This is a genomic window from Microbacterium sp. 22179 (assembly GCF_052045715.1).
Classification (GTDB): Bacteria; Actinomycetota; Actinomycetes; order Actinomycetales; family Microbacteriaceae; genus Microbacterium; species Microbacterium galbinum.
Map to the genome: position 1 here is coordinate 706,452 of NZ_JBQEPJ010000001.1, position 22,032 is coordinate 728,483.

Here is a 22,032-nt window from a genome sequence, read left to right on the forward strand (position 1 = left end):
GATCCCCGAAATGCTGGCAATCCCGGCGTCGGCGGCGTTCGCACGCCTTCCCGCGGATAGCGTGGAACGGTTGTCCACGCACCCGAGGAGTCAGACATGACCACTCCGCTCGCCGCCGAACCCACGGCCGCCGACCGTCGCCGCTGGGCGCGCTACCTCGTGGAGGAGCGCGCCGAGGGAACGGTGTATCAGCGTCTCGCGGCGCGCCGGACGGGGGAGGAGCGCGACATCCTGTTGCGCCTCGCCGATGCCGAGCGGCGCCACGAGCAGCACTGGCTCGACCTCCTCGGCGGGGAACCGGCTCGCTTGCCCCGCGCCGGAGTCCGCTCGCGGCTGCTGGGATGGATGGCCGGGCGCTTCGGCTCGATCTTCGTGCTCGCACTCGCGCAGAGCGCCGAGGCGCGGTCGCCCTATGACGCCGAGCAGTATGCGACTCCGGCCATGCGTGCCGACGAGAAGGTGCACTCCGAGGTGGTGCGTGGTCTCGCCGCCCGTGGTCGCCGCCGTCTGTCGGGGTCGTTCCGAGCCGCGGTGTTCGGCGCCAACGACGGGCTCGTCAGCAACCTCGCGCTGGTGCTGGGCATCGGGGCGACCGGAGTCGGCTCCGGGTTCGTGCTCTTCAGCGGGATCGCCGGTCTCCTCGCGGGCGCGCTGTCGATGGGGGCGGGCGAGTTCGTCTCCGTGCGGTCCCAGCGCGAGCTCCTCGCGGCGACCGAGGCGAACGAGGATGCCGCGGCATCCGCTCATGATCTCGACATCGACGAGAACGAACTCGCCCTGGTGTACCGCGCCCGCGGCGCGGACCCCGAGGAGGCCCTCGCGAAGGCGCGCCGCATCGTGACGGCGGCCCAGGCGGGGGTGCGGCGCACGGCGACCGGGCCCATTCGCACCCACGGCGACGTGAGCGAGGTCGTCGGCAGCGACTGGACGGCTGCGATCTCGAGCTTCCTGTTGTTCGCCTCCGGAGCGATCATTCCCGTGCTCCCGTGGATCTTCGGTCTGCAGGGTGCCGCCGCCGTCATCGTCGCGCTCGTGCTGGTGGGCATCGCGCTGCTGAGCACGGGTGCCATGGTCGGCATCCTCTCGGGAGGACCGCCGCTGCGCCGGGCCCTGCGCCAACTGGCGATCGGGTTCGGCGCCGCGGCGATCACGTATCTGCTCGGTCTGCTGTTCGGCGTGGGCGCGGTCTAGGACGCGTCGCCGTCGCCCTGGGCGCCACGGGTCGGAGCGTCGCCGCCGGGCATCCCACCGCCCTGACCGCCGCCGGGCTGGCCGCCCATCCCGCTCGTGCCGCCCTCTCCGGCCGTCACGGTGGTCGTGGATCCATCGACGACCACGTCGTAGACGCCGCCCTTGAGCGCCTAGCAAAAAGCCCCGGCGGATCCAGGGGATCCACCGGGGCCATCTGTGCGCGGAGGGGGACTTGAACCCCCACGCCCTTACGGGCACTACGACCTCAACGTAGCGCGTCTACCATTCCGCCACCCGCGCAGGTTTTGGATGATCGTTGCCGACCGAAGAATGACATTACCACCTTCTGGTGTCGGCCTCGAATCGGGCGTGACGCCCGGGCGTGGCACGCGCTTTCGATAGCCTGGTTCGCATGACCGAACCCTCCCTGCCCGAGGTCGCGCGCATCGCGAGCGAGCTGATCCGCTTCGACACCTCGAACTTCGGAGGCGGCAACGCGAAGGGGGAGCGTGAGGCTGCGGAGTACGTGGGTGCGTACCTGTCAGATCTCGGGCTCGAGGTCGAGTACTACGAGCCCGTCCCGCGTCGCACGAACGTGATGGCACGGGTGCCGGGTCGCGACCGCTCGCTGCCGGCGCTCGTCGTGCACGGGCACCTCGACGTGGTCCCCGCCATGGCGGAGGACTGGACGGTCGATCCCTTCGCCGGGATCGTGCAGGACGGGATGCTGTGGGGGCGCGGCGCCGTCGACATGAAGAACATGAACGCGATGATCCTCACGGCCGTCGCCGACATCCTCCGCGCGGGCGAGATGCCGGCGCGCGACCTCGTCCTCGCGTTCTTCGCCGACGAGGAGAACGGTGGCGTCGAGGGATCGGCGCTCGTCGTGCGCGACCGCCCCGAATGGTTCGCCGGTGCGGCGACCGCGATCAGCGAGGTCGGCGGATACTCGATCACGGTCGACGACCGTCGGGCCTACCTGTTGCAGGTGGGCGAGAAGGCGCTGATCTGGATCCGGCTGGTCGCGAAGGGACGGGCGGGCCACGGCAGTCGTCTGCACGACGACAACGCGATCACGGCGCTGGCCGAGGCCGTCGCGGCGATCGGTCGCACGCGCTGGCCGATCCGGCTCACGCCGACCACCACCGCGCTCCTCAAGGGACTGAGCGCACTCACCGGGCGGAGCGCCGACGATCCGGACGCCCTGGCATCGGCCGCCGGTCCCGCCGAGGCGTTCCTGCGATCGTCGTTCCGGACGACGACGAATCCCACCGGCCTCACCGCCGGGTACAAGCACAACGTCATCCCGGAGCGCGCCGAAGCGCTCATCGACGTGCGGGTGATCCCCGGCACGGAGGACGAGGTGCTGGCCGAGCTCCAGCAGATCGTCGGCGACGACATCGTGATCGAGACCGTGGTCCGTGACATCGGTATGGAGACCCCGTTCGAGGGCGAGCTCGTCGAGGCCATGGTCGCGAGCATCGGTCGGCACGACCCCGGTGTGCCCGTCATCCCGTATCTGCTGGGGGCCGGAACCGACAACAAGGCGCTGTCGACCCTCGGGATCACCGGATACGGGTTCGCGCCGCTCCGGCTGCCCGCAGATCTCGATTTCACAGGCATGTTCCACGGAGTCGACGAGCGTGTGCCCGTAGACTCGCTTGTCTTCGGTCAGCGGGTGCTGGCCGATCTGCTGCGCACGTACTGAGCGCTCCCGCCGGCTCCGTGCCGCCGTCGACCCTGAAGGCCCTCCATGCATCTCTTCGAAGCGCTCATCCTCGGTATCGTCCAGGGGCTGACCGAGTTCCTGCCGATCTCCTCCAGCGCCCACCTGCGCATCGTCGGTTCGTTCCTGCCCTCGGGCGAGGACCCGGGTGCGGCGTTCACCGCGATCACCCAGATCGGCACCGAGGCGGCCGTGGTGGTGTTCTTCTGGCGCGACATCGTCCGCATCGTCACGCAGTGGTTCCGGTCGCTCGTCGGCAAAGCCCCGCGCACCGATCCCGACGCGCGGATGGGCTGGATGATCATCATCGGCAGCATCCCGATCGTCATCCTGGGCCTGTTCTTCCAGGATCAGATCGAGAGCGTGTTCCGCTCGCTCTGGGTGGTCGCGATCATGCTGATCGTGTTCGGCATCCTGCTCGGCATCGCTGATCATGTCGGAGCGAAGAAGCGCACGCTCAACCAGCTCACCTACCCGCACGGTGTCGCCTACGGATTCGCCCAGGCCCTCGCCCTCGTCCCGGGCGTCTCGCGCTCGGGCGGCACGATCACGATGGGGCTCTTCCTCGGCTACGAGCGCGCCGCGGCGGCCCGCTACGCGTTCCTCCTGGCGATCCCCGCCGTCTTCGGCAGCGGCTTCTACCAGCTGGCGAAGAGCTGGAACGAACCGGCGTTCTTCTCGCTCGGCGACACGCTGGCGGCCACCGGTATCGCCTTCGTCGTCGCCCTCGGGGTCATCGCGTTCTTCATGAGCTGGATCTCGAAGCGCAGCTTCCTGCCGTTCGTGATCTACCGCATCCTGCTGGGCACGGTGATCCTGGTCCTGCTCGCCACCGGAGCGATCGCCGCCTGAGCGCAGACGCGCTCAGCGCTTGTGGTCGCCCGGACCGTCACCGCGCCGACGCAGGTACTTCTCGAACTCCTGGGCGATCGCATCGCCCGACGCCTCCGGCGAGTCCCATGTGTCGCGGGTGCGCTCGAGCTGGCGGATGTACTCGGTCATCTCCTCGTCGTCCGCCGCGGCCGCGTCGATGGATGCCTCCCACGCGGCGGCTTCCGTGCGCAGTGCATCGCGCGGCACCGACACCCCGGTAAGCTCTTCGAGGCGATCGAGCAGGGCGAGGGTGACCTTCGGCGACGGAGTCGCGTTCGCAACGTAGTGCGGCACGCTCGCCCACAGGGTCGCCGTCGGGATGCCCGCCGACTCGGCGTAGTGCTCGATGACGCTCAGGATGCCGACGGGGCCCTCGTAGAGGGACTTCTCGAGTCCGAGCTCCTCGCGCGCCTGCTCGTTCTGGCTGGCCGCGAAGATCGAGATCGGCCGGGAGTGCGGCACATCGGCGAGCATCGCGCCGAGCATGATGAAGCCGCTCACGTCGTCGCGCAGCGCGACGTCGATGAACTCGGCGGCGAACGACTGCCAGGTGCGAGCCGGTTCGACTCCGGTGAGCAGCCAGAACTCGGGCCCGTCGCCCGCGTCGCGCGGACGCCACAGCGTCGCTTCCGGCCACTTCAGGCGCCGACGACCCTCCGTGTCGAGCTGGGTCGACGGACGCGTGTACTGGTAGTCGAAGTAGAGCTCGGGGTCGACGGTGTGCACGAGGTCGTACTCGCTCGTGGCGCGCAGGGCCGCGAGGGCACCGCTGGCCGCTTCACCCGCGTCGTTCCAGCCGTCGAAGGCGACGATCACGATGCGCGAACCGAGAACATCCATCGTGATCCCCTTTCGATCGAGTGACGGTGTCGTCTCCCCAGGCTAGTCGCGCTCGGAGGAAGACGGGTCCTGCGCCGGATAACATGGCTCGGTGAGCACACAGCCCCGCGCGGTCCTCTGGGACATGGATGGAACAGTCGTCGATACCGAGCCGTACTGGATGGCGGCCGAGACCCGGCTCGTCGAGTCCTTCGGCGGGACCTGGACCCACGAGGACGCGCTGCAGCTGGTCGGCAGCGGACTGATCGACAGCGCGATCATCCTGCAGAACGCGGGCGTGCGCATGGAGGCCGAGGCGATCGTCGCCCATCTGACCGATGAGGTGCAGAACCTTCTGCGCACCGAGGGAGTGCCCTTCCGCCCCGGCGCACGCGAGCTCCTGCTCGACCTGAAGCAGGCGGGGATCACGACCGCGCTCGTGACGATGTCGCTGCGACGGATGGCGCTGAGCGTCGTCGATCTCATCGATTTCCCGGCCTTCGATCTGGTTGTCGCCGGCGACGACGTCGACAACCCGAAGCCGCATCCGGAGCCGTACCTGCAGGCCGCCGCCCTGCTCGACATCGACATCGCCGAAGCCATCGTGATCGAGGACTCGCCGACCGGTGTCCGTGCCGGGATCGCCTCCGGCGCCGTGACCCTCGGAGTCCCGCACATCGTGCCGCTCGACGACCTCGGTGCGCACGAGCTTTGGCCGACGCTCGACGGCCGCACCGCACACGACCTGGTCGACCTCCTCGACCGCCATTCCGCCACGACGGGAGCCACCCGATGACCGCCTCCGGCACGCACCGTCCGAGCGGCCCGTTCCGCGAGGGCGACCGCGTCCAGCTCACGGGTCCCAAGGGCCGACTGCACACCGTCACCCTCCGGGCGGACGGCGAGCTGCACACCCACCATGGGGTGCTGCGCCACCGCGATCTCATCGGCCTGCCCGACGGATCGGTGGCCGCGAACAGCTCGGGCCACGAGTATCTCGCGCTGCGCCCGCTGCTGAAGGACTTCGCGATGTCGATGCCCCGTGGAGCGGCGATCGTCTATCCGAAGGATGCCGCGCAGATCGTCATGCAGGCCGATGTCTTCCCCGGAGCGACGGTGGTCGAGGCCGGAGTGGGGTCGGGTGCCCTGTCGCTGTCGCTGCTTCGTGCGGTGGGGCCGGCGGGCAGGCTCGTATCGTTCGAGCGGCGAGAGGACTTCGCCGAGGTCGCCCGCGGCAACGTCGCGACGTTCTTCGGCGAGCAGCCGGACACCTGGAGCGTCGTCGTCGGGGATCTCGTCGAGCAGCTGCCCTCCGAGCTTCCCGCCGGATCCGTCGATCGCGTCGTGCTCGACATGCTGGCCCCGTGGGAGTGCATCGACGTCGTCGCCGACGCGCTCACGCCCGGGGGAGTGGTGCTCTGCTACATCGCGACCGCCACGCAGCTCTCGCGCGTCGCGGAGTACATCCGCAACACCGGACTGTTCACGGATCCGGACGCCTCCGAGACGATGGTGCGCGGCTGGCATGTCGAGGGCCTCGCGGTGCGTCCTGATCACCGGATGGTCGCGCACACCGGCTTCCTGCTGACCGCGCGTCGTCTGGCTCCGGGCACGGTCGCACCCTCCGTGAAGCGTCGCGCCTCGAAGTCCAGCTACGGCGACGACGACCTGGAGCAGTGGACCCCCGGTGCCGTCGGCGATCGCGAGATCACCGACAAGAACCTGCGCAAGCGCGCTCGCGAGGCTGCGCGCGCCGCCGAGGGCGCGCGCATCGCGACGGCATCGCGCGAATCGGAGCACCCGACCGAATAGACTGGAGGGCGTGCGTAAAACGTCCGCCGTTCTGGCCACTCTCAGCCTCGCCGTCCTCGCTCTGACGGGGTGCACGGCTGCTCCGACCTTCGATGGCGCCGCGTGCGACCGCTCCGGCGGCTCGAGCGGTCTCGCCGATGCGGTGACCGTCGAGGGCGATCTCGGCGCCAAGCCGGATGTGAGCATCTACACGCCGCTGCACGTCGAGAAGTCGGCGACGACGGACGTCGTCGTCGGCGATGGTCGTGCTGTTCAGAACGGTCAGCAGCCCTTCGTCTACGAGCTCACCCTCTTCAGTGGCGAGACGGGCGAAGAGGTCGCCGGCACTCCGTACGATCCCGCTCAGGGGCCGCTGACGAGCCTCGACATCCAGGGTGCGCGTTTCCCGGCTCTCGCAGACGCACTGAAGTGCGTCACCCAGGGGTCTCGCACGGTGGTCGCTCTGACCGCGGATGATGCCGGAGCGGAGGCACTGCAGAGCTTCGGTCTCGATGCCGACGACACGATGGTGTTCGTCGTCGACACCATCGACGTGCTCCTGCCGAAGGCCGAAGGCTCCCTGCAGTTCAATGATGCTCGCGGCATGCCGACCGTCGTCCGTGCTCCGGACGGCACTCCCGGCGTGATCATCCCCAACTCTGACGCACCGTCCTCTCTGGTCACGCAGACGCTCATCCTCGGTGAGGGCGACGACGTCGAAGCCGATCAGGTGCCGATCGTCCAGTACACCGCGCTCGGCTGGGACGACAAGACCGTGATGACGCAGACGTGGGGCAAGGCGGTCTCCACCGACCTGCAGCAGGTGGCACCGGCCGTGGCCCAGGAGCTGGTCGGCAAGCCCGTCGGCTCCCAGGTGCTCGTCGTGACTCCGGCTTCCGACTCGGCCCCCGCCGTCGTCTACGTCGTCGACATCCTGGGCGCCATCACGGTACCGACTCCGTGATGGCCGCCCGTATTCCCGCCGAGGAGCGCCTGACGAATCTCGTCGTGGCTCTCATGGCGACGGAGATCGGGCTCACGAAGCAGCAGATCCTCGACAACGTCTCCGGGTACCGCCAGCGCGCGGATGCCGGGACGCGGTCGGATGCCCTCGAGAAGATGTTCGAGCGCGACAAGGACGAACTCCGCTCGCTCGGTGTGCCCGTCGAGACGATCGGCGACGCCGCAGACCCGAACGATCTGCGTGAGGCGCGCTACCGGATTCCGCAGGCGGAGTACGATCTGCCGAGCGACATCGACTTCACGCCCGCCGAACTCGCCGTGCTGCGTCTCGCGGGCAGCGTGTGGAGCGCGGAATCCGCATCGGGCGATGCGCAGTCCGGTGTCCGGAAGATCCGCGCCCTCGGGATCGACGGTGACGAGCCGATCATCGGGTTCGCGCCGCGAATCACGGCGCGGGATGCCGCGTTCGGTCCGCTCCAGGAGGCGATCGAGAAGAGCCGGGTCGTCGCTTTCGACTACCTGAAGCCGGGGGAGGATGCTCCTCGTCGTCGCCGGGTCCAGCCGCTCGCGCTGGTGGACTACGAGGCGCGCTGGCACGTGTTCGGCATCGACATCGACGCCGCCGGCGACCGTACGTTCCTGCTCAGCCGCATCGTCGGGGATGTGACGGTGACCGCGACGACCTTCGACCCCGTCCTGCGAGACGGAGCGGGTGACCGCGCGCTCGCGGGACTCGAGGAGGTGGCGTCCCAGAACTCCGCTCTGCTCGAGATCACTCCGGGTACCGAGGCGTCTCTGCGGCTCGGGCGGAGGGCGGTCCCGGCGGTCCAGGGCATCCGCGTCGCCTTCGTCGACGTCCACATCCTCGCCGACGAGCTCGCCTCGTACGGCCCCGAGGTGCGTGTGGTCGAGCCCGATGAGCTCCGCGACGCGGTGGTGTCGCGTCTCCGCGCGGTCGCCGAGGCTCACGCCGAGCGGGAGGTCCGCCGATGAGTGCGAAGAAGCCGTTGCTCGCCGGTGATCGGGTGCGTCTGTACCTGACCCTCGTGCCGTACCTTCTCGAACACGGACAGGTCTCCCTGGCCGAGGCATCAGCGGAGTTCGGCGTGACCCCGCGCGAGATGCGGGCGATGGTCGAGAAGCTGACCGTCATCGGCCTTCCCGGCGAAGCCGGGTTCTGGCAGCAGCCGCAGGAGATGTTCGACATCAACTGGGATCTGCTCGACCAGGAAGACGTCATCGAGATCACGAACGACGTCGCGCTGCGCCGTGTGCCGCGGTTCACGGCGCGCGAAGCGGCAGCACTGCTCGCCGGGCTGCAGATGGTCGCTGCGGTGCCCGCGGTCTCGGACTCGGGGCTCGTCGCCGGTCTCATCTCGAAGCTTTCCCGAGGAGCGGCCGACGCTCCCGCCGAGGTGGTCATCGCGCCCACCGCGGTCGACGAGGTGCGCGAGGCGGTGTCCCGTGGGGTGCAGGAGGGGCGCGCGATCTCGTTCACCTATCAGGCGCCCGACGCGCAGCCGACCACGCGCACGGTCGATCCGGTGCAGATCCTGATCACCAACGGCCAGTGGTATCTGCAGGGATGGTGTCATCTGCGTCAGGCGATGCGCACCTTCCACCTCGACCGGGTGAGCCGCCCGCAGCTGACCGACATCCCGATCACGCACGCGGGCGAGCACGTCCCCGAGGCATTCGCCGAGGTGGCGGACGACCGCGAGGTCACCGTGCGCGTTCCCGAACGACTCGCTCCGCTCCTGGGCGGGCTTCTCTCCGCGGATGAGGTCGAGACCCTCGATGGCGTGGTCACGGCGCACCTGCACCTCGCAGATCCGCGCGGTATCAAGCGCATCGCGGCCCGTTTCGGGGGAGCGCTCGAGGTGCTCGAGCCGGGCATCGCGCGCGCGGCGACCCGGGAATGGGCGTCTGCGGGACTCGCGCTCTACCACCGCCCATCCACAGCACAGCCGGGTAGACTGGCCGAATCGCCCACCGACGACGGGAACTAGAGATGTTTGCTGGACTGCAGGGGTGGCACCTCCTGATCGTGCTCGCCGTGATCCTCCTCCTTTTCGGCGCGGCAAAGCTGCCCGCCCTCGCGAAGAGCGTCGGCCAGTCGGCCCGCGTCTTCAAGGGAGAGATGAAGGCGATGAAGGAAGAAGACGGTCCGGCGGTCGCGGAGAACGCGGCAGTGGACCCGACCACGGTGAAGAACTCGGGCTCAGAACCTGAGACTCCGCCGCGCGCCTGACCGCTCGTGGCAGTGATGGACCCGGCCGCGAAGGCGAAGCCGGACCGCGACCGGCGGATGTCTCTCGGAGCGCACCTCGTCGAGTTGCGCCGCCGTCTGATGATCGCCGCCATCGCGCTGGTCGTCGGCATGGTGCTGGCGTTCATCGTCGCGGATCCGATCATCCACTTCATCACCGAGCCGATCCGTCTCATCACCGAGAAGCGCGGCGACGACTTCAGCGCCCTCAACTTCTCGACCGTGACCTCCGCGTTCGACATGCGCATGCGCATCGCCCTGTCGATCGGTCTCTTCGCCTCCGCACCGGTCTGGCTGTGGCAGATCTGGGCGTTCATCATGCCCGGCCTCACGCGCAAAGAGGTGCGTTACACGGTCGGCTTCGTCGCGGCCGCCGTTCCGCTGTTCCTGGGCGGGTGCTACCTCGGCGTCATGATCATGCCGCACATCATCGAGCTGATGTGGAGCTTCACGCCGGAGGGCGGTACGAACTTCTACGCCGCCCAGGACTACTACGACTTCATCTTCAAACTGATGCTCGTGATCGGCGTCTCCTTCGTGCTGCCGGTCTTCCTCGTCGCACTGAACTTCGCCGGCATCATGTCGGGGCGCGCGATCCTCAAGGGATGGCGCGTCGCGATCATCATCGCCACGGTCTTCGCCGCTCTCGCGACGCCGGCCGCCGACGTGGTGAGCATGCTGATGCTCGCCGGCATCCTGATCGTCTTGTACTTCGCAGCCGCCGGTCTGTCGCTGCTGTTCGACCGGCGCAAGCGCAAGCAGGATGCGGCCGCCGGCCTCCTGCCGGACGCCGCATGAGTTCGCCGGCGGAGCGATACGCCGCCGCGCGACAAGCATCCGAGCACCCCGAGACCTCCGCGTTCGCCGCCGGCCAGCGCTTCGATCTCGATCCGTTCCAGATCGAGGGCTGCCATGCGCTCGAGCGCGGGAACAGCGTCCTGGTCGCGGCGCCGACCGGGGCCGGTAAGACGATCGTGGGCGAGTTCGCGATCCATCTCGCGATGCAGACCCCCCGCGACAAGGCGTTCTACACGACGCCGATGAAGGCGCTCTCGAATCAGAAGTTCCGCGAGCTCGTCGACGTCTACGGAGCCGACGAGGTCGGGCTGCTCACCGGCGATACCAACATCAACGGCAACGCACGCATCGTGGTGATGACCACCGAGGTGCTGCGCAACATGATCTACGCCGACTCCGCGGCGCTGCGCGACCTCCGCTACGTCGTGATGGACGAGGTGCACTACCTCGCCGACCGATTCCGCGGCGCGGTGTGGGAAGAGGTCATCATCCACCTGCCGTCGCAGGTGCGTCTCGTCTCGCTGAGCGCGACGGTCTCGAACGCCGAGGAATTCGGCGACTGGCTCGACACGGTGCGCGGCGACACCGAGGTGATCGTCTCGGAGATCCGCCCCGTTCCACTGGAACAGCACGTGCTCGTGCGCGACGATCTGCTGCCCCTGTTCGACGACCGGGCGGGTGTGGCCACGGCTCAGGTGAACCAGGAGCTGATGCGCATCCGCTCGTTCACGGGCTCGCACTACGACAACAACCGTCGCGCGCAGTCCTACGTCAGCAATCGTCACGCCGGCCGACAGGCCAAGCGCCCACCGCGCGGAGGCCAGCGTCCGGTACGTCCGTCGAACGCGCGCCGCATCGAGCGGATCGATCGCCCGGAGGTCATTCACCTCCTGGAACGCGCGAATCTGCTGCCGGCGATCTTCTTCATCTTCAGTCGCGTCGGCTGCGATGCCGCCGTCGCGCAGGTGCGCCGCTCGGGTATGCGTCTCACGTCGCAGGAGGAGCGCGCCGAGATCCGCGCGATCGTCGAGGAGCGCACCCGCACGCTCCAGGAGGAGGACCTCGGCGTCCTCGGCTACTGGGAGTGGCTCGACAATCTCGAGCGCGGCGTGGCCTCGCACCACGCGGGCCTGCTGCCGGCCTTCAAGGAGGTCGTCGAAGAGCTCTACCAGCGCAAGCTCGTCAAGGTCGTCTTCGCGACCGAGACCCTCGCGCTCGGCATCAACATGCCGGCGCGCACCGTCGTGCTCGAGAAGATGGAGAAGTTCAACGGCGAAGCCCGCGTCGCGATCACCTCGGGCGAGTACACGCAGCTCACCGGTCGCGCCGGACGTCGCGGCATCGACGTCGAAGGCCACGCGGTGGTGCAGTGGACCGAGGGCATGGATCCGCAGGCCGTGGCCGCTCTCGCATCGCGGCGCACCTACCCGCTGAACTCGAGCTTCCGGCCGACGTACAACATGGCCGTGAACCTCATCGACCTGTTCGGCAAGCCGCGGGCCCGCCAGATCCTGGAGTCGTCGTTCGCGCAGTTCCAGGCCGATCGTGCCGTGGTCGGTCTCGCCCGCCAGGTGCGCGAGGCCGAGGTGTCGCTCGCGGGCTACGAGAAGTCGATGTCGTGCGAGCACGGTGATTTCGTGGAGTACTCCACGATTCGCCGCGAGCTGAGCGACCTCGAGAAGAAGAACCGGCAGGACTCGGGAGCCCCGCGTTCGGCGCGCGACAAGCGGCTGAAGCGCATCCAGCAGCTCCGCACGAAGATGCAGCGGCACCCGTGCCACAGTTGCCCGGATCGCGAAGCGCACGCCCGGTGGGCCGAGCGCTACTGGAAGCTGAAGCGTCAGACCGACCGCATCCGCCGTCAGATCGAGACCCGCACCGGAACGGTGGCGCGTGTCTTCGACCGCGTGGTCGAGGTGCTCGAGACGCTCGACTACCTGCGCTCCGACGGCGACGAGATGACGCTCACCGAGGCGGGCCGCACGATGCGGCGCATCTACGGCGAGCGGGATCTGCTCGTGGCCGAGTCGTTGCGCCAGGGGCTGTGGTCGGGCCTCGATGCGCCGTCGCTCGCGGCCATGGCCTGCTGCCTGGTCTACGAACCGCGGCGTGATGAGGCGAACTCGGGGGAGCGCGGTCTTCCGCGCGGCGCGTTCCGTGCCGCATACGAGAAGACGACGGCGCTGTGGGCGGTCCTCGATGATCTGGAACAGGATCATCACCTTCCCGGCTCCGAGCCGCTCGCCGCCGGCCTCGCCGGGGCGATGCACTCCTGGGCTCGCGGCGGGATGCTGGATCGGGTGCTCGTCGACGCCGATATGGCGGCCGGTGACTTCGTCCGCTGGGCCAAACAGACGATCGACCTCCTCGATCAGCTCTCGATCGTCGCCGAGGACGGAGCGCTCGCCCGCACGGCCCGCACGGCGCTCGACGGCGTGCGCCGCGGCATCGTCGCCTACTCCTCGATGTGACCGGGGCGAACATGGCTGAACGCACGATTCGACCGCGCCCGCCCATGCCGTTGTGGGCGGCGTCGATCGCGGCCGCCGCCGCGGCGCTGCTCATGAATCTCGCCTACCCGGCGGCCGCGATCTGGGTTCTCGCGTTCCCGGCGACCGCGCTGCTGCTGCTGGCGTTGATCGGCCGCCGCGCGGGCGGAGCGCTGCTGGTCGGCCTGGTCTACGGCATCCTGTTCTTCGCTCTTCTCGTGTCATGGACCTCGAGGTATCTGGGCCCTGTTCCCTGGGCTGCTCTCAGCGTCCTCGAGGGCGGCCTGACGGCTCTCGCCCTCATCCCGATCGCCCTCGCCTACCGGTGGATCCCTCGCGCGCTTCCCGGCGCCTGGGGGCGGATGCTGGTGCTCCCGGTCGTCGTCGCGGCCCTCTGGGTCGGCCGGGAGGTCTTCGTCGGCTCCTGGCCCTATGGCGGCTTCCCGTGGGCACGAATCGGGATGAGTCAGGCCGAGAGCCCGCTCGCTCCGGTGTCGTCGTGGCTCGGCGTCGGGGGTCTCGGGTTCCTGATGGTTCTCGTCGTGGCGATGCTGATCGAAGCGGTGCGGCTGAGGCTGTGGCGGCGCCCGATGCCGCTGCTCGTGCCCGCCGCCCTCGCGGTCGTGCTGCTCGCGACGCCGCAGTTCCCGACCGCTCCCGCGGGTGAGATGCGCATCGCCGCCGTGCAGGGAAACGGGCCGACCGGGTATTTCGACGAGCGCACGCCCTTCGCCGTGGTCCGCGCGCAGACCGAGGCCACCGAGCCCCTCTACGGCGAAGACGTCGACCTCCTCGTCTGGCCGGAGGGCAGTCTCGACACCGACCCCTTCCAGAACGAGACGCTCGCGCGTCAGCTGACGCTGGTCTCGACCCGGATCGACGCGCCGGTGCTCGCGAACGCCGCGACCGCCCGCAACGACCTCTACTGGAACACGTCGATGCTGTGGACGGATGCCGGGGGAGCAGAGCAGATCCACGACAAACGGCATCCGGTGCCCTTCGGCGAGTACGTTCCCGACCGCGACTTCTACTACGCCCTGGCCCCCGATCTGATCGGCCTCATCGGCCGGGAGTACACCCCGGGGATCAACCCGCCGCTCATGGACATCGACGGCGCCCTCGTCGGTCTCGCGATCTGCTTCGACGTGATCTACGACGACGTCATTCACGAGAGCGTGACGGGCGGCGCCGAGGTCCTCGTGTTCCAGACCAACAACGCGGACTTCCGGGGGACGGCCGAGAATCTGCAGCAGCTCGCGTTCGCGCGGATGCGGGCGATCGAGACCGGGCGCAGCGTCGTCAACGTCTCGACGGTGGGTACGAGCCAGATCATCCGCCCGGACGGGTCGACGGTCACGAGCCTGGACGCAGATGAGGCCGGGGCGATGCTCGAAGATGTCGAGCTCCGCTCCGGCCTCACGGCGGGTGTGGTGCTGGGTCCCTGGGTGCAGCAGATCCTGCTCTGGGGCGGGCTGGGCGCGCTCGCTCTCGGGTGGTGGCGCGCTCGTCGGGCTTAGGCCCCGATCTTCTCCCGCGTCGGGTCCTCACCGGCCCCGCGGCGCGCGCGGATGAAGGCGAGGCGCTCCTCGAGCAGTTCTTCGAGCTCGGCGCGCGTGCGGCGCTCCAGCAGCATGTCCCAGTGGGTGCGGGCGGCCTTTTCGTCGGTCGCCTCGAGCGTCACGGCCTGGCCGTCGACGTTGAGTCGGGCGTCAGCACCGCAGGAGCGGCATTCCCAGGTCTGGGGCGGCTCGGCGTCGGCCGCGAACATCAGGTTCGTGACGTGGCCGCAGGTGTCACAGGTATAGGTGGTCTCACGGCGCTCCATGAAAACGACGCCCTCTTCGCTCTGTAGGCTCTGGGCGCCGAGTCGGATGCCGCGCAGGCTGCGATCTGCCATTGTGTGGTCCTCTCGTCGCTGTCAGGTATAACGCTCCAGCCTGTGCGCTTCATCCACGTCCCCGGAAACTCGGCGTTATTCACAGCGGAATCCCAGCGCGGGAGGTTATGAGGGCGACAACGTGTCGAGGGCGAGATCGGCGCGATCCGAGACGATCCCATCGACGCCGAGGGCGATGAGTCGGTTCATCTCCGCGGCATCGTTCACGGTCCACACGTGCACCTCGACGCCCCGGGCATGCGCGGCGCGGAGCACCGCGGGAGTGAGCACGGTCAGCGGCCCCTGCCGCTCGGGGATCTGCAGGGCGTCGATGTCGCGGAGCACCCGTGCGGGGGAGAGGCGCAGGACGGACAGCGCGCGCACCGTCGCGATGGTTCGGCTTCCCCCCGATGTCGCGGGGCGCAGCGCGGCGCCCGCGCGGAGGACGGCGGCGACGGTCGCGCGCCGGTGGGCATCGGAGAAGCTCGTCACGAGGGTCCGATGCGTGTGATCGGCGAGGATCGGCCCGAGGGGCTCCGCCGCGGCGGCGGTCTTCACGTCGATGTTGAAGCGCACGGTCGGGAACAGGTCGAGGGCCTCGGCGACCGTGAGGAGGCCGCCGTGATCGGCGAAGAGACGGACGAGGTCGCGGGTGCGCACCTCGCGGACTGCTCGGCGGTCACCGGTCAACCGCTCGAGGGACGCATCGTGGAAGAGCACCACGTCGCCGTCAGCCGTGACCTGGCAGTCGGTCTCGACGTACTCCACCCCGGCGGCGTGCGCAGCGGCGAAGGCGGCGGCGGTGTTCTCCCAGACGCCCGAGTCCTCGCCCGCCGCGGTCACGAGACCACGGTGGGCGAGGACTCGGGGATGCCGTGCCTTCGCGAAGTACGGGTGCGTCACACGCCCGGCGGGGGAGTCGGTGCCTGACCGGGCTTCGGCGTGAACGCACTGCCGATGCCCTTGAGAGCTTCGGTGAGTTCGCTCGGGATGATCCACAGCTTGTTGGACTGACCTTCGCTGATCTTCGGCAGCATCTGCAGGTACTGGTAGGCGAGGAGCTTGTCGTCGGGGGCGCCCTGGTGGATCGCCGTGAAGACGTTCTGAATGGCCTCCGCCTCACCCTGCGCACGCAGGACCGCGGCCTGCTTGTCGCCCTCCGCGCGGAGGATCTCGGCCTGACGCGCACCTTCGGCCTCGAGGATCGCGGACTGCTTCGTTCCCTCAGCGGTCAGGATCGCGGCGCGACGGTCACGCTCGGCGCGCATCTGCTTCTCCATCGAGTCCTGGATCGAGATGGGCGGATCGATCGCCTTCAGCTCGACGCGGCCCACGCGGATGCCCCACTTGCCGGTCGCCTCGTCGAGGACGACGCGCAGCTGACCGTTGATGTTGTCGCGGCTCGTGAGCGCCTCTTCGAGGTTGAGTCCACCGACGACGTTACGGAGCGTCGTGGTCGTGAGCTGCTCGACGGCGCCGAGGTAGTTCGCGATCTCGTAGGTCGCGGCACGGGCATCCGTCACCTGGAAGTAGACGACGGTGTCGATGGAGACGACCAGGTTGTCCTCGGTGATGACGGGCTGGGGCGGGAAAGAGACGACCTGCTCGCGCATGTCGATCAGGGGGCGCAGTCGGTCGATGAACGGCACCAGGATGTTCAGACCGGGGGTGAGGGTCTTGTGATAGCGGCCGAGCCGTTCCACGACCCCGGCCGTGGCCTGCGGGATGATGCGGATGGAACGCGCGACGGTCACCACCACGAAGATGATGACCGCGATCGCGAGGATCCAGAGGATCGCGGTGGGGATGAACGAGGCGTCGTTCACGGAGTCTCCTAGTCGTTGACGGGACGGACGATGGCGGTGGCGCCGTTGATCGCCGTCACGGCGATCGGCGATCCCTGGGGGATCGGTACGGGCGTGGCGGAGCGAGCGGTCCAGGTGTCGCCGTTGCTGAGCTTGACCTGTCCGGAGATCTGCGTGATGTCGTGGAGCGCGGTTCCACGGAGGTCGAGGAGAGCATCGACGTTCGACTTGGTCGGATCCTCGCCGCGCCGCAGCCGTCGGAGAAGCGGCGGTCGCAGGAAGAGGATGAACAGCGCCGCGGCTGCCGCGGCGACGATCACCTGCGCCCAGACCGGGATGCCGACCAGATCGGTGAGCAGTCCGATGGCGCTGCCGAAGCTGAGCATCAGGAACGTGAAATCGAGCGTGAGCATCTCGATCACGAGGAACGCGGCGATCAGGACCAGCCAGCCGATCCAGGCCCATTGGTCGATGAACTGTACGAAAGTCGAGACGGTGTCCATGCGGCCTCCTTCGCGGTCAACCTATCACGGGGCCCGACGCCGTATCGGGCGGCGCGGGGCGCTCTTGATAGTCTGAGTTGCCGCGTCATCGCGGCGTTTCACGCACCATGAGGAGTCACCGTGACCGCTGTTCTTCCCGCAGGATCTCTCGACGGCAAGGTCGCCCTTGTCACCGGCTCGTCGCGGGGGATCGGCGCCGACACCGTGCGCTACCTGGCGGAGGCCGGGGCGGATGTCGTCATCAACTTCCGCAACAAGGCTCCGCGCGCCGAGAAGCTCGCCGGTGAGCTGCGCGAGCTCGGACGCCGCGCGCTCGTCGTCGGTGCCGACCTGACCGACCCCGAGTCGGTCGCGGCGATGTTCGACGCCGTCACCAACGAATACGGTCGTCTCGACGTGCTCGTGCTGAACGCCTCCGGAGGCATGGAGTCCGGCATGGCCGAGGACTACGCCCTCACGCTCAACCGCGACGCGCAGCTCAACGTGCTCCGCGCAGCCGAACCGCTCCTGGGCGAGGGCGCGCGCGTGGTCTTCGTGACGAGCCACCAGGCGCACTTCATCCGCACCACCCCGACCATGCCCGAGTACGAGCCGGTCGCTCTGTCGAAGCGCGCCGGCGAGGATGCGCTGCGCGAGCTCATTCCCGGCCTCGCCGAGAAGGGCATCGGCTTCACGGTCGTCTCCGGCGACATGATCGAGGGCACGATCACGGCGACGCTGCTCGAGCGTGCGAACCCCGGAGCGATCGCCGAGCGCCGCGAGTCCGCGGGCAAGCTCTACAACGTCTCGGAGTTCGCGGCCGAGGTCGCTCAGGCGGCCGTCGATCCCGTCCCCGCCGACAACACCCGCCTCGTCGGCGACGTGAGCGCGTTCGTCGCGGAGTAGCACCCGCACGCGAATCGGCCCCGTGCTCCACCTCGGAGCACGGGGCCGATCTGCAGTGCGGATGTCAGTGCGCGGCGTCCTCCTGGACGGCGGCCGTGAACTCCTTGGCGTCCTTTCCGAGCGTGATGGCCCGGACGATCTGCACGATGCCGAGCGCGACGAGCGAGATGCCGAGGATCAGCCAGAAAGCGAACCCGGCGACGAGCGGCGAGAACAGCACGATGATTCCGGCCACGATGCTGAGGAGCGCGTAGAGGAGGGTCCACACGCGCGATCCGTCCTGACCGAGCAGGCTCAGGGCCACCACGCCGTCGACGATCCAGCTGATGCCGATGAAGATGACGACGACGAAGGCGAGAGCCGCGGCGGCCGCACCGAGGTTCGCGAAGGCGATGATGCCGGCGACGATGTAGAGCAGGCCGAGGAGGATGTGCCCGACGCGCGACCAGCCGCCGCGGGCGCCCGAGAAGATGCCGAGGCCGATGTAGACGAGACCCGCGACGACGAGGTAGGCGGCGAAGATCGCGGTGACGACGACGGCGGACTTCACGGGCCAGACCAGCAGCACGATGCCGGCGATGAGGGCGAGGACGCCCGAGACGGCGAGCGTGATGCGGATCGACTTGAACAGCGATTTCGCTTCGGAGAGTGGTGCGGACATGGGGGACCCTTTCTGAGAGAATCCTGTGTGGATGACCTCAGAGTAGCGCCGTCCATCCTCGCCGTGGGGCTCATCTCGTGAGGGGACGTCGCGCAGGGTCATGCGCCGATGCGGGGCGTCATGGCAGGATCTACACGTGACTCCCGACGTGGATGCTCGCCTGCGCGAGCTGGTGTCGATGCGTAAGGTGCGGGACCGCATCGACCGCGACTACGCGAAGCCTCTCGACGTGGAGGCTCTCGCTGCCGGGGTGCACCTGTCTGTCGGGCACCTCAGCCGCCGGTTCCGGGAGACCTACGGCGAGTCTCCGTACTCGTATCTCATGACGCGCCGGATCGAGCGGGCGATGGCTCTGCTCCGACGCGGGGACTGTTCGGTCACCGAGGTGTGCTTCGAAGTCGGCTGCTCGTCGCTGGGCACGTTCAGCAGTCGTTTCACGGAGCTGGTGGGTGTCCCACCCAGCGTGTACCGTGAACGCGCCGCCCACGTCGACGGGATCCCCGTCTTCCAGGCCAAGCAGGTCACCCGGCCGATCAGGAATCGAGAAGCGCCGCCCCGCGACGCCCACCTAGCGTGAACACCATGAAGATCAGCATCCACTACGCCTTCCTCCCGCACACCGACGCCGACGCGGCTCTCGCCTTCTATCGCGACGCCCTCGGCTTCGAGGTGCGCAACGACGTCGGATACGACGGCATGCGCTGGCTCACCGTCGGTCCCGAGAACCAGCCGGAGACCTCGATCGTGCTCCACCCGCCGGCGACCGACCCCGGTCTGACCGACGACGAGCGCCGCACGGTGCTCGAGCTCATCGCGAAGGGCAGCTACGGGGCGCTCACGCTCGCCAGCGACGACCTCGATGCCCTCTTCGAGCGGCTGGTCGAGAGCGGCGCCGATGTCGTGCAGGAGCCGATGGATCAGCCGTACGGCGTGCGCGACTGCGCCTTCCGCGACCCCGCGGGCAACCTGCTCCGTATCAACCAAGCCGGCTGAGAGATCAGCCTCGTCTCCGAAGGATGCCGATGACCACCGTCGACCACCCCGCTGACAGCCACGACCTCATCCGCGTTCAGGGTGCACGTGAGAACAACCTCAAGGACGTCAGCGTCGACATCCCGAAACGACGGCTGAGCGTCTTCACCGGCGTTTCGGGATCGGGCAAGAGCTCGCTCGTCTTCGACACCATCGCCGCGGAGTCCCGCCGGATGATCGACGAGACCTACAGTGCCTTCGTCCAGGGGTTCATGCCCTCGGTTCCGCGGCCGGACGTCGATGTGCTCGAGGGTCTGACGACGGCGATCATCGTCGATCAGGAGCGCCTGGGGGCGAACCCGCGATCGACGGTGGGCACCGTGACCGATGCGAACGCGATGCTGCGCATCCTCTTCAGCAAGCTCGGCACCCCCTACATCGGCGGACCGACCGCCTTCTCCTTCAACATCCCCACGCAGCGCGCGAGCGGAGTGATGACCGGCCCCGGCGGTGAGAAGAAGATCGTGAAGGACGCGATCTACCTCGGTGGCATGTGCCCGCGGTGCGAGGGCAGGGGAGCGGTGTCCGACCTCGACCTCGCGCAGATCGTCGACGAGTCCAAGTCCCTCGACGAGGGCGCCATCATGGTGCCGGGGTACACGGCGGACGGCTGGATGGTGAAGGGGTTCTCGCAGTCCGGGTTCTATCCCGGTGACAAGCCCATCGCCCAGTTCTCCGAGAAGCAGCGCCAGCTGTTCCTCTACGGAGAGGTGACGAAGGTCAAGATCGCCGGGATCAACATGACCTACGAGGGACTGATCCCGAAGATCACCAAGTCGATGCTGTCGAAGGACCTCGATGCCCTGCAGCCGCACGTCCGTGCGTTCGTCGAGAGGGTCGCCACCTTCGCGGTGTGCCCGGAATGCGATGGGACCCGTCTGACGGAGGGGGCGCGGTCGTCGAAGATCGACGGCATCAGCATCGCGGATGCCTGCCGCATGCAGGTCACGGATCTCGCTGAGTGGGTGCGCGGGCTCGACCTCCAGGGCGCGGGACCGCTGCTCGACGCCCTGAGCGCGAACCTCGACGCCTTCGTCACCCTCGGGCTCGGGTATCTGAGTCTGGAGCGCCCGTCGGGCACGCTGTCCGGGGGAGAGGCGCAGCGCATCAAGATGCTCCGCCACCTCGGCTCGTCGCTGACCGACGTGACCTACGTGTTCGACGAGCCGACGATCGGCCTGCATCCGCACGACATCCAGCGGATGAACGGCCTGCTCCTCAAACTGCGCGACAAGGGCAACACCGTGCTCGTGGTCGAGCACAAGCCCGAGACGATCGTGATCGCCGACCACGTCGTCGATCTCGGCCCGGGCGCGGGCAGCGCCGGCGGCGAGATCTGCTTCCAGGGCACGGTCGAGGGGCTCAAGAGCAGCGGGACGCGTACGGGGGAGCACCTCGACGACCGCGCCGTGCTCAAGGACGCGGTGCGCGCGGCGGACGGGGCGATCGAGGTGCGTGGTGCGACCGCGAACAACCTCCAGAACGTGGACGTCGATATCCCCACGGGCATCCTGACGGTCGTCACGGGTGTCGCCGGCTCCGGGAAGAGTTCGCTGATCCACGGCTCCGTCTCGAAACTTGATGGAGTCGTGGCGATCGACCAGGGTGCGATCAAGGGTTCGCGTCGGAGCAATCCCGCCACCTACACCGGGCTGCTCGAGCCGATCCGCAAGGCGTTCGCGAAGGCCAATGGCGTCAAGCCGGCGCTGTTCAGCGCGAACTCCGAAGGGGCGTGCCCGACCTGCAAGGGCGCCGGTGTCATCATCACCGAGCTCGGCTTCATGGACACGATCGAGACACCGTGCGAGGACTGTGGAGGAAAGCGCTTCCAGGCCGCGGTTCTCGAGTACAGACTGGCGGGCAAGGACATCACCGAGGTGCTCGATCTGCCGGTGTCCGAAGCGCGGGTGTTCTTCTCGGAGGGTGACGCCAAGATCCCGGCGGTGACGGCGATCCTCGGCCGGCTGGACGATGTCGGTCTCGGGTATCTCTCGCTCGGACAGCCGCTCTCGACCCTGTCCGGCGGTGAGCGTCAGCGCATCAAGCTGGCGATCCAGATGGGGGAGAAGGGCGACGTCTACGTGCTCGACGAGCCGACGACCGGTCTCCACCTCGCTGATGTGCAGAAGATCCTCGGGCTTCTCGACCGTCTCGTCGAGTCGGGCAAGACCGTGATCGTCATCGAGCACCACCAGGCGGTGATGGCTCACGCGGACTGGATCCTCGACATCGGTCCCGGCGCCGGACACGACGGCGGCCGTGTCGTGTTCGAAGGCACGCCCGCGGATCTCGTGGCAGAACGCTCGACGCTCACCGGCGAACATCTCGCGGCCTACGTCGGAGTTTGATCC

At 68.5% G+C, this 22,032-nt stretch carries 23 protein-coding genes and 1 tRNA gene; 16 read left to right on the forward strand and 8 right to left on the reverse strand.

The genetic code is table 11. From position 1 onward, the window contains the following. Positions 1-96: 96 nt before the first annotated feature. Entirely contained in the window at positions 97-1,191 is a 1,095-nt protein-coding gene (locus ACTJKK_RS03440; protein WP_440747016.1) for a VIT1/CCC1 transporter family protein, read from the forward strand. On the opposite strand, the gene ACTJKK_RS03445 is transcribed toward ACTJKK_RS03440, so the two are convergent. Continuing rightward, positions 1,188-1,337 carry a hypothetical protein gene (locus ACTJKK_RS03445; protein WP_440747017.1) on the reverse strand — a complete coding sequence of 50 codons (150 nt, stop codon included), beginning with the start codon at positions 1,335-1,337 and terminating at the stop codon, positions 1,188-1,190. The two genes, ACTJKK_RS03440 and ACTJKK_RS03445, sit on opposite strands and share 4 nt — an antisense overlap. A 71-nt stretch (positions 1,338-1,408) precedes the next feature. Next, a tRNA-Leu gene (locus ACTJKK_RS03450) sits at positions 1,409-1,491 on the reverse strand. 112 nt (positions 1,492-1,603) lie between these two features. Between ACTJKK_RS03450 and ACTJKK_RS03455 the strand changes: the two genes are divergently transcribed. Continuing rightward, a complete protein-coding gene (locus tag ACTJKK_RS03455; protein ID WP_440747018.1) occupies positions 1,604-2,899 on the forward strand; it encodes a M20/M25/M40 family metallo-hydrolase in 1,296 nt (431 codons plus the stop codon). A gap of 45 nt (positions 2,900-2,944) precedes the next feature. Beyond that, on the forward strand, positions 2,945-3,769 hold the full coding sequence (locus tag ACTJKK_RS03460) for an undecaprenyl-diphosphate phosphatase (protein WP_336640379.1): 825 nt from the start codon (positions 2,945-2,947) through the stop codon (positions 3,767-3,769). Positions 3,770-3,781: 12 nt separating this feature from the next. Here the strand turns inward: ACTJKK_RS03460 and ACTJKK_RS03465 are convergent, their stop codons facing one another. Continuing rightward, positions 3,782-4,630 (reverse strand): PAC2 family protein, encoded by an 849-nt coding sequence (locus tag ACTJKK_RS03465; RefSeq protein WP_247956148.1) that lies wholly within the window; start codon positions 4,628-4,630, stop codon positions 3,782-3,784. 91 nt (positions 4,631-4,721) lie between these two features. Here ACTJKK_RS03465 and ACTJKK_RS03470 point away from each other — a divergent pair, with 91 nt between their 5' ends. Genes ACTJKK_RS03470 through lnt form a run of 9 tightly spaced genes read left to right on the forward strand, consistent with a single transcriptional unit; the run spans position 4,722 to position 14,436 of the window. Beyond that, positions 4,722-5,405 (forward strand): HAD family hydrolase, encoded by a 684-nt coding sequence (locus tag ACTJKK_RS03470; protein WP_440747019.1) that lies wholly within the window; start codon positions 4,722-4,724, stop codon positions 5,403-5,405. Next, complete coding sequence (locus ACTJKK_RS03475) at positions 5,402-6,421, forward strand: tRNA (adenine-N1)-methyltransferase (RefSeq protein ID WP_440747020.1); 1,020 nt, start codon at positions 5,402-5,404, stop codon at positions 6,419-6,421. Before ACTJKK_RS03470 ends, ACTJKK_RS03475 begins: the two co-directional genes overlap by 4 nt. Positions 6,422-6,431: 10 nt before the next feature. Next, positions 6,432-7,364 (forward strand): hypothetical protein, encoded by a 933-nt coding sequence (locus ACTJKK_RS03480; RefSeq protein WP_440747021.1) that lies wholly within the window; start codon positions 6,432-6,434, stop codon positions 7,362-7,364. Beyond that, a complete protein-coding gene (locus ACTJKK_RS03485; protein WP_440747022.1) occupies positions 7,364-8,356 on the forward strand; it encodes a helix-turn-helix transcriptional regulator in 993 nt (330 codons plus the stop codon). Before ACTJKK_RS03480 ends, ACTJKK_RS03485 begins: the two co-directional genes overlap by 1 nt. Next, positions 8,353-9,372, forward strand: a complete 1,020-nt coding sequence (locus ACTJKK_RS03490; protein ID WP_247622497.1) for a helix-turn-helix transcriptional regulator — start codon at positions 8,353-8,355, stop codon at positions 9,370-9,372. The genes ACTJKK_RS03485 and ACTJKK_RS03490 overlap by 4 nt, the downstream gene beginning before the upstream one ends. A 2-nt stretch (positions 9,373-9,374) precedes the next feature. Next, positions 9,375-9,614 carry a twin-arginine translocase TatA/TatE family subunit gene (tatA, locus tag ACTJKK_RS03495; RefSeq protein WP_440747023.1) on the forward strand — a complete coding sequence of 80 codons (240 nt, stop codon included), beginning with the start codon at positions 9,375-9,377 and terminating at the stop codon, positions 9,612-9,614. A gap of 57 nt (positions 9,615-9,671) precedes the next feature. Further along, complete coding sequence (gene tatC / locus ACTJKK_RS03500; protein WP_247633975.1) at positions 9,672-10,430, forward strand: twin-arginine translocase subunit TatC; 759 nt, start codon at positions 9,672-9,674, stop codon at positions 10,428-10,430. Next, positions 10,427-12,901: a DEAD/DEAH box helicase gene (locus ACTJKK_RS03505; RefSeq protein ID WP_247632229.1), complete on the forward strand. Its 2,475-nt coding sequence runs from the start codon at positions 10,427-10,429 to the stop codon at positions 12,899-12,901. The genes tatC and ACTJKK_RS03505 overlap by 4 nt, the downstream gene beginning before the upstream one ends. Before the next feature lie 11 nt (positions 12,902-12,912). After that, entirely contained in the window at positions 12,913-14,436 is a 1,524-nt protein-coding gene (gene lnt, locus ACTJKK_RS03510) for an apolipoprotein N-acyltransferase (protein ID WP_440747024.1), read from the forward strand. Here lnt and ACTJKK_RS03515 read toward each other — a convergent pair. From ACTJKK_RS03515 to ACTJKK_RS03530, 4 genes are all read right to left on the reverse strand, one after another. Continuing rightward, complete coding sequence (locus tag ACTJKK_RS03515) at positions 14,433-14,816, reverse strand: RNA polymerase-binding protein RbpA (protein ID WP_247622493.1); 384 nt, start codon at positions 14,814-14,816, stop codon at positions 14,433-14,435. The genes lnt and ACTJKK_RS03515 overlap by 4 nt on opposite strands. Positions 14,817-14,921: 105 nt before the next feature. Then, on the reverse strand, positions 14,922-15,698 hold the full coding sequence (locus ACTJKK_RS03520; protein ID WP_440747025.1) for a glycerophosphodiester phosphodiesterase family protein: 777 nt from the start codon (positions 15,696-15,698) through the stop codon (positions 14,922-14,924). Then, a complete protein-coding gene (locus tag ACTJKK_RS03525; protein ID WP_247622491.1) occupies positions 15,695-16,621 on the reverse strand; it encodes an SPFH domain-containing protein in 927 nt (308 codons plus the stop codon). Before ACTJKK_RS03525 ends, ACTJKK_RS03520 begins: the two co-directional genes overlap by 4 nt. Positions 16,622-16,629: 8 nt before the next feature. Beyond that, positions 16,630-17,103, reverse strand: coding sequence for an NfeD family protein (locus ACTJKK_RS03530; RefSeq protein ID WP_247622490.1), 474 nt, complete (start codon positions 17,101-17,103; stop codon positions 16,630-16,632). A gap of 120 nt (positions 17,104-17,223) precedes the next feature. Between ACTJKK_RS03530 and ACTJKK_RS03535 the strand changes: the two genes are divergently transcribed. After that, a complete protein-coding gene (locus ACTJKK_RS03535) occupies positions 17,224-17,988 on the forward strand; it encodes an SDR family oxidoreductase (protein ID WP_247632226.1) in 765 nt (254 codons plus the stop codon). 64 nt (positions 17,989-18,052) lie between these two features. Here ACTJKK_RS03535 and ACTJKK_RS03540 read toward each other — a convergent pair whose 3' ends face one another. After that, positions 18,053-18,649 (reverse strand): HdeD family acid-resistance protein, encoded by a 597-nt coding sequence (locus ACTJKK_RS03540; RefSeq protein WP_247622488.1) that lies wholly within the window; start codon positions 18,647-18,649, stop codon positions 18,053-18,055. Between the two features lie 100 nt (positions 18,650-18,749). Between ACTJKK_RS03540 and ACTJKK_RS03545 the strand changes: the two genes are divergently transcribed. The 3 genes from ACTJKK_RS03545 to ACTJKK_RS03555 are packed head-to-tail and all read left to right on the forward strand — an operon-like array spanning position 18,750 to position 22,029. Beyond that, positions 18,750-19,226, forward strand: a complete 477-nt coding sequence (locus ACTJKK_RS03545) for a helix-turn-helix transcriptional regulator (RefSeq protein WP_440747026.1) — start codon at positions 18,750-18,752, stop codon at positions 19,224-19,226. Between the two features lie 5 nt (positions 19,227-19,231). Beyond that, positions 19,232-19,642: a VOC family protein gene (locus tag ACTJKK_RS03550; RefSeq protein WP_247956155.1), complete on the forward strand. Its 411-nt coding sequence runs from the start codon at positions 19,232-19,234 to the stop codon at positions 19,640-19,642. A gap of 29 nt (positions 19,643-19,671) precedes the next feature. Next, complete coding sequence (locus ACTJKK_RS03555) at positions 19,672-22,029, forward strand: ATP-binding cassette domain-containing protein (RefSeq protein ID WP_440747027.1); 2,358 nt, start codon at positions 19,672-19,674, stop codon at positions 22,027-22,029. Positions 22,030-22,032 lie beyond the last annotated feature (3 nt).